Raw genomic sequence first — 17,117 nt, forward strand, 5'->3', positions numbered from 1 at the left:
ACCAGCTTGACCCTGCGCAAGGGGCGAGAGTAGAATCCGCCCGTTATCATTTTTTTGGAGTCCCTCGCATGGGCGCTTGTTCTAGTGACAGTTGTTGCCAAACGCTGTTTGGCTCCGTCCCGGCGCGATAAAGCAGGTTCTCCCTGCCTTCATCCGCCCTCGCGGATGAAAGGCATTCCCCGATATGAGTCGTGCACCAGCCTCCCCGGCGGTGCGACCTCCCGATTCACTTCCTTGCATGACCTCTCACACTGTAACGGCCCGCGCTGACAATTCGCACAGGATTGCCGCCGCGCTTTGCTCGTCCTCGCTGTCATAGTCTTCGCAGTCACAGTCCTCGCAGTCACAGTCCTTCTGTCACAACCCGCGTTGTCACAGCGTCGTCATTGAGTCCCTCTATACTTTTGGACTTATTTGTCATCGTTGAGCAATGCGGAGTTACTTCACTGAATCGGAAGCATGAAAAACCCGCCGCCATGAGGCATGTCCGGCGGGATGAATATTAATTAAAAACAGTTTTCTCTGAAAAGATCCGCTATGAATTTCGACTTCATTTCCGCAACATTTGCGCGTTTCACCAATAGTCGTGGCATGGGACGGCACTTTCGCCGCCTCGGCATCGACATGTTCCGCAGCTCCCCAGTCACCAAGGATGTGCCGCCACCGCTGGCGCATAGCCTGACCGAAGCCTCGCAATCCGAAATTACCTTCCTGCTCAAAAAACTCAATACCCGTCTCGATGGCCTGACGGAAGCAGAAGCCGATGCCATCCGCGCCCAGTTTGGCCCGAATGAAGTCGAACATGAAAAACCACAGCCGTGGTGGATGCATCTGTGGCAGTGCTACAAGAATCCGTTCAATCTGCTGCTGACGCTGCTGGCATTCGTCTCCTATTACACCGACGACATGAAAGCCGCGACCGTGATCGGCTCCATGGTCGCGATCTCGACCATGATGCGATTCGTGCAGGAAGCGCGCTCCAATACCGCGGCCGACAAGCTCAAGGAAATGGTCAGCAATACCGCCACCGTCATGCGGCACGATGTGCTGGCCGATATCGCCGAAGAAGCGCAGCGCTACTTCGACATCACGCTGCACCCCAAAGGCGCCAAGCGCATCGAACTGGCGATCAAGAAACTGGTCCCGGGCGACATCGTGCAATTGTCCGCCGGCGACATGATCCCCGCCGACTTGCGCTTGCTCTCCGCCAAGGATCTGTTTATCAGCCAGGCCGCCATGACCGGCGAATCGCTGCCGGTCGAGAAATTCGTCGTGCAGCGCAGTATCGAAGCCGGCAGCCCGCTGGAACTGGATAACCTGTGCTTCATGGGTACCAACGTGGTCAGCGGATCGGCCTCGGCCGTGGTCGTCACCACCGGCAAGAACACCTATTTCGGCGCACTGGCCGAGAAAGTCACCGCCACCGACCGCACACCGACCGCCTTCCAGTCGGGCGTCAACAAGGTCAGCTGGCTGCTGATTCGCTTCATGCTGGTCATGTCGCCGATCGTGTTCATGCTTAACGGTTTCACCAAGGGCGACTGGGTCGAAGCCTTCCTGTTCGCCTTGTCGGTGGCCGTGGGTCTGACGCCGGAAATGCTGCCGATGATTGTCACCTCGACGCTGGCCAAGGGCGCTGTCGCCCTGTCGCGCAAAAAGGTCATCGTCAAGCGACTCGATGCGATCCAGAACTTCGGTGCCATGGATATCTTGTGTACCGATAAAACCGGCACCCTCACGCAGGACAGGATTTTCCTGGAACGGCACACCGGCATCCTCGGTGAAGCCAGCGACGAAGTCCTGCAATACGCCTACCTGAACAGCTACTACCAGACCGGCCTGAAAAACCTGCTCGACGTCGCCGTGCTGGATCACGCTGAACTGCAACGTGAAATGTCGATTGCCTCGGCCTACCGCAAGGTTGATGAAATCCCCTTCGATTTCCAGCGCCGTCGCATGTCGGTGGTGGTCAGCGAGCGCGAAGACCATCATGAGTTGATCTGCAAGGGCGCGGTCGAAGAAATCCTCGATATTTGCACCCACGCCAAACGCGACGGGGAAATCGTCCCGATGAGCGCGGAATTGCTGGCCGAAATCAAAGAAACGACCGCCGGTCTGAACGCCGAAGGCTTGCGCGTCGTGGCCGTGGCCGCCAAGGATTTGCCGCCGACCAAGGAAGTCTACAGTCTGGCCGACGAGTCCGATCTGGTGCTGATTGGTTACATCGCCTTCCTCGATCCACCGAAAGAATCGACCGAACCGGCGCTGACCGCTTTGCGCGAACACGGCATCACGGTCAAGATCCTGACCGGCGACAATGAACTGGTCACCGCCAAGATCTGCCGCGAAGTGGGACTGGAAGTCAAAGGCATGCTGCTCGGCTCGCAAGTCGAAAAAATGAGCGATGCCGAACTGAGCGTGGCAGTCGATGTCACCACCGTCTTCGCCAAACTCAGCCCGACCCACAAGGAACGCATCGTGCGGGTATTGCACGACAAGGGTCACGTCGTCGGCTTCATGGGCGACGGCATCAACGACGCTCCGGCATTGCGCGCAGCCGATATCGGTATTTCGGTCGACACCGCAGTCGATATCGCCAAGGAAGCAGCCGACATCATCCTGCTCGAAAAGAGCCTGATGGTGCTGGAAGCCGGCGTGCTGGAAGGCCGCAAGACCTTCGCCAACATGCTGAAGTACATCAAGATGACGGCCAGCTCGAACTTCGGCAATGTGTTTTCGGTGCTGGTGGCGAGCGCTTTCCTGCCCTTCCTGCCGATGCTGCCTTTGCATCTGCTGGTGCAGAACCTGCTGTACGACGTGTCGCAGACCTCCATCCCCTTCGATAACGTGGACAAGGAATTCCTGGAAAAACCGCAGCGCTGGAATCCGACTGAAATCGGCCGTTTCATGGTGTTCTTCGGCCCTATCAGCTCGATTTTCGATATCAGCACCTTTGCGCTGATGTGGTTTGTCTTCGGTGCCAACAGCCCCGAACACCAGACTCTGTTCCAGTCCGGCTGGTTCATCGAAGGCTTGCTGTCGCAGACGCTGATCGTGCACATGATCCGCACCCGTCGCATCCCGTTCTTCCAGAGCCGTGCTTCGTGGCCGCTGATGATCATGACCATGATCATCATGGTCATCGGTATTGCGATCCCAATGACCGCGCTGTCGCATTACTTCAAGCTGCAAGCAATGCCACTGGCCTACTTCCCTTGGCTGATCCTGATCCTGATTTCGTATGCGGCACTGACGCAGGGAATGAAGGGCTGGTATGCCCGCAAGTACGGCTGGCAGTAATCGCCCGTAAGCTGCCTTGCCGGTTGACGGCAGGGCATTGAAATGAAAAAAGGGATGTCCTCGCGGCATCCCTTTTTTTATATCGAATCAGGCAGCCGTCTTACTGACGTGGTCTGCCCTGCATGGTCTGCCCTGCATGGTCTTACTTACATGATCTTACTTACATGATCTTACTTACATGGACTTCCTTGCCTGGCCGGTCTTACATCAGCCCGGCGGCGATATTGATGGAGAATCCCAGAATGGCCGTATTGAACAGAAAACCAATCACCGAATGCGCCAGCACTACTTTGCGCATGGCACGCGTGGTCACAGCCACGTCCGAGGTTTGGACTGCGACGCTGATGGTGAAAGCAAAATACAGAAAATCCCAGTAATCCGGCTGCGCTTCCTTGCCGGGAAAAATCAGCGCCGGCTTGTGGTCGGGCGCACTGTAAAACACGCGGGCGTAATGCAGTGTAAAGATGGTGCCGATCAGGAACCACGACCCCAGCACCGTCACGCCGGTGAACGCATAATGCCACCAGCGGTCTTGCGCAACGGCACTCTTGGTCACTGCCAGTTCCAGCACAATCGCCACCAGACTGGCAACTGCCGCTATGCAGACCAGCACCAGTACCGCTTCCGCATTTTCGTCGTCGGCTTCCGCCCGCCGCCGCACATCCGCCGAATTGGCGCGCAACATGAGAATCCAGACCGAGAGCAGATAAAGCCAGACGCCGACATTCCAGGCCACCAGCGCCTGCGTGACAAGGGAATCGAAATGGGTAAGGAAGAATGAAGCTGCGCCGATAAGAATGCAAATGCTCAGACGCACATGCGTGCGCAATACGGTATTGGACAGGGACATGTGATAGCCGTTAATGGTGAACGCGAAAAGAAAACCCGCGCACAACATAGCACGATCACACTCGCCACAGCAGCACAGTCACGTTCTGTAGGAAGCAAACAGATTTAGCCAGCAGTGACAGGAAGTGCTGGCGACACCACCACCCTATCCTTGCCCTCGCGCTTGGCACGATACATCGCCTCATCTGCCCGGTTCAGCAAGGTATCCGCAGTCAGTTGCGTTTCTGCATTAAACAGAGCCACGCCGATACTGCTCGACAAAAACAGACTGGTGTCGTTCAGCACAAAAGGAAGATGCATGGCCTCCAGAATTTTTTCGGCAATCTCCAACGCCACTGTTTCACTTTGCAGGTTTTCAAGGATGACCGTAAATTCATCACCTGCCAGCCGCGCCACACTATCTGTATCCCGGATGGTATTACGAACGCGCTGCCCGAACTGCCGCAACAACTCGTCCCCGGCCTCATGTCCGCAACGATCGTTGACTGTCTTGAAACCATCGATATCCAGAAACAGCACCGCCATCATGTCGCGATGACGAATCGCCCGCTGCATTGCATCCGGTAATTTTTCCATGAAGGCGCGCCGGTTCGGCAGGCCGGTCAGCGCATCGGTCATCGCCAGTTTTTCCAGCGAGGTGCGAAATTCATGGCGCTCGGTAATGTCATGTAAAAACGCAATGAACAGATGGCCCTCGCGCCGCATTAAATGCCCTACCGTCAACTCCACCGAAACCAAGGTGCCGTCGCGCCGCAATGCCTGGATTTCCACCCGATTATCGACAATATTTCCACTCCCTTTGCCAGCGAGAAAACGCTGCATGCCGTGACAATGCGCAGCGCGCAAATGATGTGGAACGATCAGCTCGCTCAATATCTGACCGAAGGCTTCCAGGCGCGACCAACCCAATAAAATTTCTGCCTGCCGGTTCCATTCGACGATCGTGCCACCTTCATCAATGGCGATAAACGCTTCATTCGCATTTTGCAAAATGGCACGCAATTCGCTTGCGCTTTCCTGCAAATTGGCCTGATCTTCCTGCTGCCGATGCAGCGTCTGACGCAATGTTTCTGACATGGCTTCCTGCTCGCGCCTGCGCTCTTGCAACTGCTGTTGCAAGGCTTCATTGCGCGCCACCAGAAATGCCAGACGTTGTTGACGCTGCCCCATGCTGACATCGCCATCCTGTTGCGCCAGCTGACGCACCAGAGTCCAGACGCCGCCCACCAGAAACACACCAAACGCTGCCGCCAGCGGCATGACGCCGGTGTGTTCAATCAATGGCTTGATCCGCAACAACATCGCCCCAAATCCGACCAGGGAAAACAGGATGGCGCCAATAGCGGCCCAGGAGAACAGTGGTAATTTCTGCGGTTTACGGCGCATTGAATTTGCCCGATGAATGAAGGAGGGACAACTTGGCCTGCCATGATAATTTCAACCATCTAGACGCAGTGCAAGAACGATACCGTACTTGCACTGCGTCCGCATCGGCTCCCCGAATGTGGATGCGTCGTCTTAAAATTGCTCCCAATTTCCCTCCCCATCGTGTTTGACGGTATGCGCAACCGCCATCGGTTTCTTGCTCGCTTGCGGCGCTGTAGCAGGGCGCGCTGGTTTTTTCGGCATGACGGCGGTGGCGGGCATTGCTTTTTTAGGTGCGGCAGGCGGCTGTAAAAGCGCGTCATCGAGCTTGAATACGCTGACGGTCTCTGCCAGTTTTCCCGCTTGCTCCTGCAAGGATTGCGCAGCGGCTGCGGCCTCTTCCACCAGCCCTGCATTCTGTTGCATCGTCGCATCCATTTGGGCAATCGCGATGTTGACCTGACCGAAACCTTCGCTCTGCTCGTTGCTGGCGGTGCTGATTTCGCCCACGATATCGGTCACATGCTTAACGCTGTCGACAATTTCCCTCATCATCGTTCCCGCCTGCGACACCAGCTCACTACCGGTGACGACTTTTTCCACGGAATCGTTAATCAATACTTTGATTTCCTTTGCTGCAGCCGCAGACCGGGCCGCGAGGCTGCGTACTTCCGAGGCCACCACCGCAAATCCCCGTCCCTGTTCGCCGGCACGCGCTGCTTCAACGGCAGCGTTGAGCGCCAGAATATTGGTCTGGAAGGCAATGCCGTCAATCACGCTAATGATGTCGACAATTTTTTTGGATGATGCGTCAATCGAACTCATCGTGTCGATCACTTGCCCCACCAGTGAGCCGCCCTGCGAAGCCAGCGTCGAGGCCGAAATCGCACGCTGGTTGGCCAGCTTTGCGTTGTCTGCATTTTGCTTGACGGTCGCGGTCAGCTCTTCGATGGCGGAGACGGTTTGCTCCAGCGAACTGGCTTGCTGCTCGGTGCGTGAGGAAAGGTCGAGATTACCCGCCGCGATCTGCCCGGAGGCGGTGGCGATCATATCGGTGCCGATACGCACCCGGCTGACAATTCTTTGCAGGTTGTCATTCATTTTTTTCAACACGGTCAGCAACTCGCCGGCCCCATCGCCGTTGCTGGTATCAATGCGGCTGCTCAGATTGCCGTCGGTAATGGTCTGGGCAATCAGGACCGCATGCGCCATCGGCTTAGTGACCGAGGTTGTGATGAAGTAAGCAAGAACGAAGGCAATCAGGCAGGCAAGGATGGCGATGGCTATCGTGATAATCACGGCGTCCTTATAAAGACTATGCGCTTCCTCCCCTGCCAGTTTCATTTGCTCCTCCTGGTAAATCACCAGTTTTTTCAAGGCGGCTAAAAGCACCCCCTGTGTTTTGTAACCGTCGCCGTACAAGGCCGCTGCGGCTTCGGGTTTTTTACCTTCCATCGCTAAACGAATTACCTCCCTACTGTAATTAATGAAGGGGATGCGGGCATTTTCGACGTCGGTGGTCAGCTGTTTTTCCACGTCGTTGCGGACCAGTTTCGTCATCATTGCAAGCTTTACGCTTACCGCCTCCGTATCCGCTTCCTCTTGAGCCTTGTTGCTAGCCAATGCCTTAGGGTCCGTAAGCAGGACCAGGTTGCGGATGATGCGCGCCTTATCCATGATCAGATACGACACCTCTTCGGCTGCTTGCGCCTTGGGATAGATAGCGGAAGTAATTTCTACCTCGCTACTATTGAGCTGCCCGAGACGGTTGAGAGAAACGAAGGCGATGATCAACATCAGCACCACCATGATTCCAAACCCCAGACCAAGCCGTACTCCTGGTTTCATATTGCTCATTTGCACCACCTCATTAGGTTATATAAAAGTACAAGTACAGCTTTGCTGCGTTCAGAAATCCTTTTCCGGTACATCCATCTCAAGTAACTGTGCGGCACAATTTCAGGGGGGTACTTCAGCGCCTGAGCTTGCTTCGCTCATCCCGCTTCGCCCGCGCTTGTCGGCCTCTTTTGCCGGTCCGACGGACTCCATCGCCACCGCAACCGCACCCACCAAAGCCTCCAATACCGCCAGCCAATGCGTATCGCTGCCGGCCTCCCTGACCGCGCCCAACAACAGCACTGCGCCTATCGTTTCCGCCTGTCGGTTTTTCAGCGCGATCGCTGTCAGTCCGTATTGCTCTTCGGCAAGATGCGCCGGCATGCTGCCCAGCCAGCCGGAGTACGGCCCCTCCGCGAAGCGCACTACGCTGGTTTGCGTCGCGCCGCTAAGCAGGCATTGGCACACAGGGTTGTCGGCATTGGCGGGCAAGCGCACATCCAGCTCCTGCGGCAACACTGGCGTGCCGTCCTGCTGCCACTGCATGGTCTGCGGCTGGGCAATGCGACGTTCACTATCGAACAGATAAAGCATGCCCACTTCTGCCTGTGCGAGAGAAACGGTTTCCGCCACTAGCCGTTCCAGCAAGCGATCGACATCCTGCTCCGTTGCCCACGCGCTTGACAGGCCGATGACATGCATCAGGGTGGAGCGGGTTTCCGCCATTGCCCGGAACAGGGTGTCAATTTCACGTATCGGCGACCGGCTCCTGTGCCGCTGGCTGAAATCGAAATGCAGAATCGCCTTCGCTTCCTGCGCCAGTCGCCGCAGCGGTCGCGCTACATACCAGCCAACGATGCTGATCACCGGAACCATCAACAGAAGCAGTAACGCAATGATGATTGGCGCGCCGTACCGTGGCATTGAGGCATCGCTCAGTAATTCACCATCGGGAATGGAGATCGCCAGAAACACCGGAACGCCTTTGAAATCGACCGGCACGATCCGGGCAGACCAGGGATCACCATTGATGTTGATGGGGATGGGCGTATTGAAATGTCCCTTGCGGATGTTATCGGCGAACACCGGGAATTTTTGCTCCCCTAGACGGGCCAGAATGGCGGGGGGAATTTGCTGCAAGCCTTCTCGCGGCATGTCCTTCATGCCCGGGGTGTAATACGCCAGTACGCCGGCATTCTTGTCAATCAGCACCAGCTCGGCGGAAGGCGATACCTTTAACAGACTCAGGGCGGTGGAAAGATTGGAGAGCGGCATGTCGGCGGCCACCACGCTTCCCATGCTGCTGCGTTGCGCGATGGTGATGCCGATGAGACGCGAGCTGGCGAATACATAGGGATCGGTGCGCACGGAGCGCGCGGAAGCCAGCGCGTCTTTGTACCAGCCGCGCTTGCGCGGATCAAAGTCGAAGCCCGGACGCACGATGGTTTGTAGCGTTTTCAAATCCTCTCCAAGAAAAACGAACTCGACATAGCGTCTGGCGTCGGCATCGATTTTGATGCTTTCCACCATGAAAGCCGCCTGCGCCGGAATACGCAAACCCAGGATGGACGCCATGCTCCGGCGCAAATGACGCACCATGAAATAGTCGCCATTGGCATAGCCGACATAAAACCCCGACAGCGCGGCGTTGCTCCGCATGACTTCCGCTACGGCGGGAACATCGTCCATCCGCGCAGCAACCGTCATGTCTTTTGCCAATTGCTGCCGCGCCACCAAGCCAACCGCTTGCTCGACCGGCGTATGCAAAGCGGATATATGCAGGGCCATTTCGCGCCCGATGCGCTCAAAGGCGACCGCTGATGCCTTGCTGTCCATCTGCTTCCTGTGCTGTTCGTTCATCCCCCACAGCAAACCACCGGCCAGCACCAACATGAGCGCAAGCAGCGTCGATAGCATCAGCAGCAGAGAAATTCCGCCGGATTTTTCTTTGAATGGAGGCTTGACTGAATTTCTCTGATGCAAGATATCCGCTCCTCACCTGCTGAAAATCGCTGAAGCACAGGGATACGTTTACATGAACATCTGACAATAATAATTCGTCGTCACTACATAACATCAAGGCACTATTATTTATTTTTAATCAACATATTTAAATAATAATATTTCCTGCAATCCATACAAATGTACGAAATCAGATGTATGTAAATTGCATTTTTGCAATTTACATACCTTTATTTAAATCACTGACTTTTATAATTACATCCCTTTTAAAAGCCTGCAAATCGACATTTACGCCCATCCATCAGGAAAGAAAACATTGCCGCTCGCCACAAAAAACACGCGCATGTTTGAATATATATTTTGAATATATAAGGAGGTGTATTTCCTTGAATTTTATTGTAATTTATTTTAGAAGCGGATAACAATTATTTTGCATTATGTTTACATATCCAAAGAGAAACAAAATAAGGAATAAAATAAATACGTCGAACTAAGTTACCAATATAAAATATATTTATTTATGAAAATATTATTTATAACAATAAAAAATTAATTATTATTTTAATAGTGCAACTGAACAGTGCGGCTAATTAAGTTTCCATTTCAATGTGAATTCCCCCTTTGCGTGGCAATCCTCTCTTAAAAAAGGCAGATTTGACAGCCAATTACGATAACCGTCTGAATCCAGTTGGCTAAAAAAGGAGAGGCTTACCACGACGAGGAAACGGCGCTGCGTCCGGCGGATAAAAAATCGGATATGGATATGCGAAATCATTCGTTCGCCGTGCCTTGATGGCTCGTTAGAGTCTTCAGGCTCTCATCCTCTTCATCGCCGAAAGATCCCATGACACAAGTCCCTCAATGGAAGTTCGAAACGCTGTCCGTGCATGCCGGCTACTCGCCTGACCCCACCACCCGAGCGGCGGCGGTGCCTATTTATCAGACGGTCGCTTTTGCTTTCGACGATACCCAGCATGGCGCCGATTTGTTTGACCTGAAGGTGCAGGGGAATATCTATTCGCGCATCATGAATCCGACCCAGGATGTGCTGGAGAAACGCGTTGCCGCCCTCGAAGGCGGTATTGCGGCGCTGGCCGTGGCATCAGGCCAGGCCGCAGTCACCTATGCCATCCAGACCATCGCTGAGGCGGGTGACAACATTGTGTCTGCTTCCACGCTGTATGGCGGTACCTATAATCTGTTCGCGCATACGCTGCCGCAGTTCGGCATTGAAACGCGCTTTGCCGATCCGCGCGATCCCGGCTCCTTTGAACAGTACATTGACGCGCGCACCAAGGCGGTCTTCATCGAGTCGATCGGCAATCCGCTTGGCAATATCACCGACATTGCCGCTATCGCCGAGATCGCCCATCGCAACGGGGTGCCGCTGATCGTGGATAACACCGTTGCCACGCCTTACCTGCTCAGACCGATCGAACATGGCGCCGACATCGTGGTGCACTCGCTGACCAAATATCTGGGCGGCCACGGTACCAGTCTGGGCGGCGCGATTGTCGACTCGGGTAAATTCCCGTGGGCAAAGCACAAGGAGCGCTTCAAGCGACTCAACGAACCGGATGTGAGCTATCACGGCGTGATTTACACCGAAGCGCTGGGAGAGGCCGCGTACATCGGCCGCGCGCGCGTGGTGCCTTTGCGCAATACGGGCGCGGCGCTTTCGCCGTTCAACAGTTTTCTGATCCTGCAAGGTATCGAGACCCTGGCGTTGCGTCTGGACAGGATCACTTCCAATGCGCTGTTGGTTGCGCAGTATTTAAAAAAGCACGCAAAAGTGAAGTGGGTCAACTATGCCGGTCTGGAAGATCATCCCGACCATGCTTTGGCTAAAAAATATTTCAACGGCAAAGCGTCCGGCATTCTGACTTTCGGGGTGCAGGGCGGCCTGACCGGGGGTGCCAAGTTCCAGGATGCGCTGAAGCTGTTTACGCGACTGGTCAATATCGGCGACGCCAAATCGCTGGCGACACATCCGGCGACAACCACGCACCGTCAGTTGTCGCCTGCCGAACTGGCCAAGGCAGGTGTCACGGAAGACACTGTGCGCCTGTCCATCGGTATTGAGCATATCGACGACCTGATCGCCGATCTGGAGCAGGCACTCAGCGCAGTCTGATCCCGCGCGACATGCGTCTTTGAGGGCGCATGTCACAACATACCCCCGCTTTCCCGCACCCAGACAGCTTGTTTTTACGCTGTGGTGTATTACCACTTCCCACGATGAATGGATTTTGCCAGCGCGTATTGCCTGCGCGGTTAAAGATCGCAGGCTCAGTGCAAGCGGCCCTGTCGGGCCTCTGCGCGGGGGTAAGCACACCCTGCGCCGCGCCCATGCGCCAGTATGCCGCTCGACACATCATTTGCCGGCAACAAAAAACGCCTCTTGAAAAAGCGGACTAGCACCCATATACTTAGCACTCGTCCAGGAGGAGTGCTAACAAATCCGCCCGGCCAAACAGCTTTTCGTGCGGCGCCTTGCTATTTTTTGTTGCTGTTTCGTCAAGTTCCATTTGCAGCACGTCGCCGCAAAACCATTTTTTTCATTCTTACTGAAGGAGCTTTTATGACTCTTCGTCCTTTGCACGATCGCGTGATCGTCAAGCGTCTCGACCAGGAAACAACCACTAAGTCCGGCATCATCCTCACCGATGCGGCAGCAGAAAAGCCAGATCAGGGCGAAATCAAGGCAGTTGGCGATGGCAAGATCCTCGACGACGGTAAAGTCCGTCCGATGGCAGTCAAGGTCGGCGACCGCGTGCTGTTCGGCAAATATTCCGGCCAGGCTGTGAAGATCGACGGCGAAGAATTGCTGGTCATGCGCGAAGAAGACTTGTTCGCTGTGGTCGAAACCAAGTAATTCAATTGGATAGCAGAGGGTCGGATTGATCCTTTTTGCTTCTTCCTTTTTGTTTCTTACATCGTATTTCTGGAGAATAAAACATGGCTGCAAAGCAAGTAATTTTTGGCGACGACGCACGTGCGAAGATCGTCAATGGCGTCAACATCCTGGCAAACGCAGTTAAAGTGACATTGGGCCCTAAGGGTCGTAACGTCGTGCTCGAACGTAGCTTCGGCGCACCGACCGTCACCAAGGACGGCGTTTCCGTCGCCAAGGAAATTGAACTGAAAGACCGTCTGGAAAACATGGGCGCGCAGCTCGTGAAAGAAGTCGCTTCCAAGACTTCCGACAACGCCGGTGACGGTACCACTACAGCAACCGTGCTGGCACAAGCCATCGTTCGCGAAGGCTTCAAGTATGTTGCCGCCGGTTTCAACCCGACCGACCTCAAGCGCGGCATCGACAAGGCTGTTACCGCCATCGTTGCTGAAGTCAAGCTGCTGTCCAAGCCAACAACGACTAACAAAGAAATCGCCCAGGTCGGTTCGATTTCTGCCAACTCCGATGCAGACATCGGCGACATCATTGCCCGCGCAATGGACAAAGTCGGCAAAGAAGGCGTCATCACTGTCGAAGACGGTAAGTCGCTGGCCAATGAACTGGACATCGTCGAAGGTATGCAATTCGACCGCGGCTACCTGTCGCCTTACTTCATCAACAATCAGGAAAAACAGATCGTTGCTCTGGAAAATCCGTTCATCCTGCTGTTCGACAAAAAAATCTCCAACATCCGTGACCTGCTCCCGGTGCTGGAACAAGTCGCCAAGTCCGGCCGCCCTCTGCTGATCATTGCAGAAGACGTCGAAGGCGAAGCACTGGCCACTCTGGTCGTCAACAACATCCGCGGCATCCTGAAGACTGCTGCAGTCAAGGCGCCTGGTTTTGGTGATCGTCGCAAGGCAATGCTGGAAGACATCGCAATCCTGACCGGCGGTCAAGTGATTGCAGAAGAAGTCGGCCTGACACTGGAAAAAGCCACTCTGGCTGAACTGGGTCAAGCAGCACGTATCGAAATCGGTAAAGAAAACACCACCATCATTGATGGCGCTGGTGAAAGCATCAACATCGAAGCACGCGTCAAGCAAATCCGCGCGCAAATCGAAGAAGCGACTTCCGACTACGACCGTGAAAAACTGCAAGAACGCGTTGCCAAGCTGGCCGGCGGCGTTGCGCTGATCCGCGTCGGTGCTGCTACCGAAGTCGAAATGAAAGAAAAGAAAGCCCGCGTTGAAGATGCTCTGCATGCAACCCGCGCTGCTGTTGAAGAAGGTGTTGTGCCAGGCGGCGGCGTTGCCCTGCTGCGCGCTCGCGCCAATGTCAAAAACCTGAAGGGCGACAACCCAGATCAGGAAGCCGGCATCAAGATCGTCATGCGCGCTGTCGAAGAGCCACTGCGTCAAATCGTGTTCAATGCAGGCGACGAGCCATCGGTCGTGATCAATGCCGTGTTGGCTGGTACAGGTAACTACGGTTACAACGCTGCTAACGGCACTTATGGCGACCTGGTGGAGCTGGGTGTTCTCGATCCAGCCAAGGTTACCCGTTCGGCACTGCAAAACGCAGCGTCGGTCGCTGGCCTGATCCTGACTACCGATGCTCTGGTTGCAGAATTGCCAGAAGACAAGTCATCCGGCGGCATGGGTGGCGGTATGGGTGGTATGGGCGGCATGGGTGGCATGGACGGCATGATGTAATGCAACGGCAAGGAAGGGATGCGGCGCTGTTGGCGTCATACTGCATCCCACCCTTGCCACCGCTTTACGTTCTGCGTGTACCTTTCGTCGCCAGAGCAGTCCGGCAAAGTACCGCACCTGCTTTTGCGACGAACGTCATACAAAAAGACAAGGCCTGCATTCGTGCAGGCCTTGTCTTTTTGTATGGGACTTACGAAAAGTCCGCTGAGGTTGTTATATTTTCTTGGCTTGCTACTTGCGCTGCCTGCGGCATTGCGCCTGTCCAGCAATCTTTTGCGTCTGCCCTGTTTTATACGCTCTTTTTTATACGCTCTATTTTATAAACTCTATTTTGTAAGTCCGGTTTTGCAAGCCATCTTGTTGCTGTTGCGGTGTCACTCATTGAGCAAAAATCCACTTTTACCTCATCGATCTAAACTCGACGGTTTCTCCCACCCGCTCGAATTGACCTAACACCGTGAACGCCTGATGCGGATCAGGCAAATCGGCCAGATCCCAAAGATGCAGCTGATATTCGTTATTCGCGTGGGAACGTCTGCTGGTAAAACGAAAATTGTCGATACTGGTATTGATGGGATACACGGTGGCGAAATTCCGAAGCGGGTAGGGAAAATCATAGGTCGCAGAGTGCTTCAGAAAGTGCATGGTCGGATCAATCAAGTATTCCGTATTGCCATCCCGGCATGCCAGAAAGACATGGTCAGGTACGCTACCGTCGCTCAAGGTCTGCGCCGCCAGAGCAAGCAACTGAACTTCATGTGGAAAGCCCTGCGCCTTGATCATGCGACCTGCCACCATGGACAGTTCCATACAGTTGCCGAGCGTGCATTTCCATGCCCCATCGGTCAATTTTTCAAACTGCTCGGCTGAATATGTCTGCTCTCCCCCATCAGGATTGACGCCTGCATCAAGACGCAAGCCGATTTGCCCCAGAATATGCTGGTCCTTGCGCGGGTGTTGGCATAACTGACTCAGGGTAGGCACGACCTGAAACTGATTGATGATGCGCGACAATGCGTAATTACCGGCGTCGAGCGGCGTAGCATTTTCCAGCTCCCTACCGAGTAAGAAGGGACTGGCGGTAGCGATACAAGGCGTAGTAACACCAGCAGGCGCTATATTGCGCGGGCGAGACGGTCCGGCAACAAAAGTCATCGGCAACATAAAGACTCCTCAAAAAAATAGATCAGGCATGCACTTTGAAGGGATGCAAGCCTCATCACTTTCATGAAGTGTTCTTCTCATACTAAGGAAGAACCATAGAAAAGCCCTGCCGCCGTACCAAAATAGCGTCGTTATACACTTCCGTTATTAACAAAGCCAAAAAAAACTGTTCCACTTATAACGCAAACAAAATAAGATACGCGATCGTTATAAAAACAATACCGGCTCGGGTAGCCTTCTCTTTTGCCATGATAGAAATTCAAGCAGTCACGCAACGCTTCAGCAACAACAGCGGCACGATCGAAGCAGTCCGCAACGTCAATCTCTCCATCCGCAAAGGCGAAATTTTCGGCATCATCGGACGCAGCGGTGCGGGAAAAAGCACGCTGGTGCGTACCATCAATTTATTGAATCGTCCCAGCAGCGGCACCATCGTGCTGGACGGACAAGATCTGACAACGCTGTCCGCCGACCAATTGCGCCAGGCGCGCCGCCAGATCGGCATGATTTTTCAGCATTTCAACCTCTTGTCCTCACGCACGGTCTACGGCAACATCGCGCTGCCGCTGGAACTGGCAGGTCTGTCGAAGGACGCCATTGCCGCCAAAGTCATGCCCTTGCTGGAACTGGTCGGCCTGACCGAGCTCAGGGATCGTTATCCGGCACAAATCAGCGGCGGCCAGAAGCAGCGCGTCGGCATTGCCCGTGCGCTGGCCAATGAGCCGAAAGTGTTGCTGTCGGACGAAGCCACCTCGGCACTGGACCCGGAAACCACCCGCTCCATCCTCGAACTGCTGCGCAAGATCAATCGCGAACTCGGCCTGACCATCGTCCTCATCACGCATCAAATGGAAGTCATCAAGGTCATTTGCGACCGCGTAGCCGTCATGGATGCAGGTGAGGTCATCGAAGAAGGTCAGGTACTCGATGTCTTCCGCGAACCGAAGCACGAAGTCACCCGCGCATTGATCGGCGACGTCATTGCCCATGAGTTGCCGCAAGGGGTGTTGGAACGTCTGCGCACACGTCTGGCGCACAACAAGGACACGGACGCCAGCGAAAACCATTTGTTCCGCCTCGCCTTCACCGGCAGCGGCGTCGATCAGCCGCTACTGTCGGAAGCGGTGCGTCGCTACAATTTCGATTTCAATATCCTGCATGGCCAGATCGATGAAATCCAGGGGCAGGCCTTCGGTTCATTAGCCATCCTGGCCAGCGGCCCGGCCGCTCATATTGCCGCTGCCGTGGCTTACCTGCGCGAACAAGGCGTCGTTGTTGAGGAGTTGAATCATGTCGTCTGAAATGCTCTCGCTGTTTATTGATTCCTTCTGGGAAACCCTGGTGATGGTCGGCATTTCGGGCCTCGTCGGCGCTCTGCTCGGCATTCCGCTGGGCATTGGCCTGCACCTGACGGCCGATAACGGCGTTCTGCCGCGTCCGCTGATTAACCGCAGCGTCGGTCTGATCGTCAATGCCGTACGCTCAACGCCGTTCATCATTTTGCTGGTAGCCGTGATTCCCTTCACTCGCTTTTTTGTCGGCACCTCCATCGGTACCGCTGCCGCCGTCGTGCCGCTGACTATCGCCGCCGCGCCCTTCATTGCCCGTCTGGTGGAAACTGCCCTGCGCGAAGTCGACCGCGGGCTGGTCGAAGCCGCGCAAGCGATGGGCGCCACCACCTGGCAAATCGTTTATAAGGTGCTGGTGCCGGAAGCGTTTGCCGGCATCGTCGCGGGTCTGACCATTACCTTCGTTAGTCTGGTCGGTTACTCGGCCATGGCCGGTGCAATCGGCGGCGGCGGTCTGGGCGATCTGGGCATACGCTACGGTTATCAGCGCTTCTTGCCGGAAGTCATGCTCACTGTGGTGCTGATTCTGATTGTGTTCGTCCAGCTGGTGCAATCGCTGGGGGATGTGCTGGTGCGCAAGTTGAGTCATCGCTAGCGCCCATCGCCATCGCCATCACCACCACGCCACGCCAATCCATTTAATTTCATTGCAGCTATCCGCTGCTTCTTATCGGGCAGCCA

The 17,117-nt window shown here is 55.0% G+C and carries 11 protein-coding genes; 6 read left to right on the forward strand and 5 right to left on the reverse strand.

The features are described from left to right. The first annotated feature begins 537 nt into the window (after positions 1-537). Positions 538-3,300: a magnesium-translocating P-type ATPase gene (mgtA, locus tag RGU70_RS16285; RefSeq protein ID WP_322210427.1), complete on the forward strand. Its 2,763-nt coding sequence runs from the start codon at positions 538-540 to the stop codon at positions 3,298-3,300. 202 nt (positions 3,301-3,502) lie between these two features. On the opposite strand, the gene RGU70_RS16290 is transcribed toward mgtA, so the two are convergent. The 4 genes from RGU70_RS16290 to RGU70_RS16305 all read right to left on the reverse strand — a co-directional run bounded on the left by RGU70_RS16290 (position 3,503) and on the right by RGU70_RS16305 (position 9,333). Next, entirely contained in the window at positions 3,503-4,150 is a 648-nt protein-coding gene (locus RGU70_RS16290; RefSeq protein WP_322210428.1) for a DUF1345 domain-containing protein, read from the reverse strand. Between the two features lie 104 nt (positions 4,151-4,254). Further along, positions 4,255-5,535, reverse strand: coding sequence for a sensor domain-containing diguanylate cyclase (locus tag RGU70_RS16295; protein ID WP_322210429.1), 1,281 nt, complete (start codon positions 5,533-5,535; stop codon positions 4,255-4,257). 132 nt (positions 5,536-5,667) lie between these two features. Continuing rightward, a complete protein-coding gene (locus RGU70_RS16300; RefSeq protein WP_322210430.1) occupies positions 5,668-7,371 on the reverse strand; it encodes a methyl-accepting chemotaxis protein in 1,704 nt (567 codons plus the stop codon). Positions 7,372-7,473: 102 nt separating this feature from the next. After that, on the reverse strand, positions 7,474-9,333 hold the full coding sequence (locus RGU70_RS16305) for a hypothetical protein (protein WP_322210431.1): 1,860 nt from the start codon (positions 9,331-9,333) through the stop codon (positions 7,474-7,476). A gap of 823 nt (positions 9,334-10,156) precedes the next feature. On the opposite strand from RGU70_RS16305, the gene RGU70_RS16310 reads away from it, so the two are divergent. The 3 genes from RGU70_RS16310 to groL all read left to right on the forward strand — a co-directional run bounded on the left by RGU70_RS16310 (position 10,157) and on the right by groL (position 13,923). Further along, a complete protein-coding gene (locus RGU70_RS16310; RefSeq protein WP_322210432.1) occupies positions 10,157-11,446 on the forward strand; it encodes an O-acetylhomoserine aminocarboxypropyltransferase/cysteine synthase family protein in 1,290 nt (429 codons plus the stop codon). A 447-nt stretch (positions 11,447-11,893) separates the two neighbouring features. Beyond that, the gene (locus RGU70_RS16315) at positions 11,894-12,187 is read left to right on the forward strand and encodes a co-chaperone GroES (protein ID WP_322210433.1); all 294 of its coding nucleotides are present in this window, start codon (positions 11,894-11,896) and stop codon (positions 12,185-12,187) included. Positions 12,188-12,270: 83 nt separating this feature from the next. After that, positions 12,271-13,923: a chaperonin GroEL gene (gene groL / locus RGU70_RS16320; RefSeq protein ID WP_322210434.1), complete on the forward strand. Its 1,653-nt coding sequence runs from the start codon at positions 12,271-12,273 to the stop codon at positions 13,921-13,923. A 399-nt stretch (positions 13,924-14,322) separates the two neighbouring features. Here the strand turns inward: groL and RGU70_RS16325 are convergent, their stop codons facing one another. Then, positions 14,323-15,087: a hypothetical protein gene (locus RGU70_RS16325; protein ID WP_322210435.1), complete on the reverse strand. Its 765-nt coding sequence runs from the start codon at positions 15,085-15,087 to the stop codon at positions 14,323-14,325. Positions 15,088-15,335: 248 nt separating this feature from the next. On the opposite strand from RGU70_RS16325, the gene RGU70_RS16330 reads away from it, so the two are divergent. Both RGU70_RS16330 and RGU70_RS16335 read left to right on the forward strand, forming a co-directional pair. Then, a complete protein-coding gene (locus tag RGU70_RS16330) occupies positions 15,336-16,388 on the forward strand; it encodes a methionine ABC transporter ATP-binding protein (RefSeq protein WP_322210436.1) in 1,053 nt (350 codons plus the stop codon). Then, positions 16,378-17,031, forward strand: a complete 654-nt coding sequence (locus RGU70_RS16335) for a methionine ABC transporter permease (RefSeq protein WP_322210437.1) — start codon at positions 16,378-16,380, stop codon at positions 17,029-17,031. Before RGU70_RS16330 ends, RGU70_RS16335 begins: the two co-directional genes overlap by 11 nt. Positions 17,032-17,117: the final 86 nt, after the last annotated feature.

It is taken from the genome of Herbaspirillum sp. RTI4 (assembly GCF_034313965.1).
In the GTDB taxonomy this organism is placed as follows: domain Bacteria; phylum Pseudomonadota; class Gammaproteobacteria; order Burkholderiales; family Burkholderiaceae_D; genus Herbaspirillum.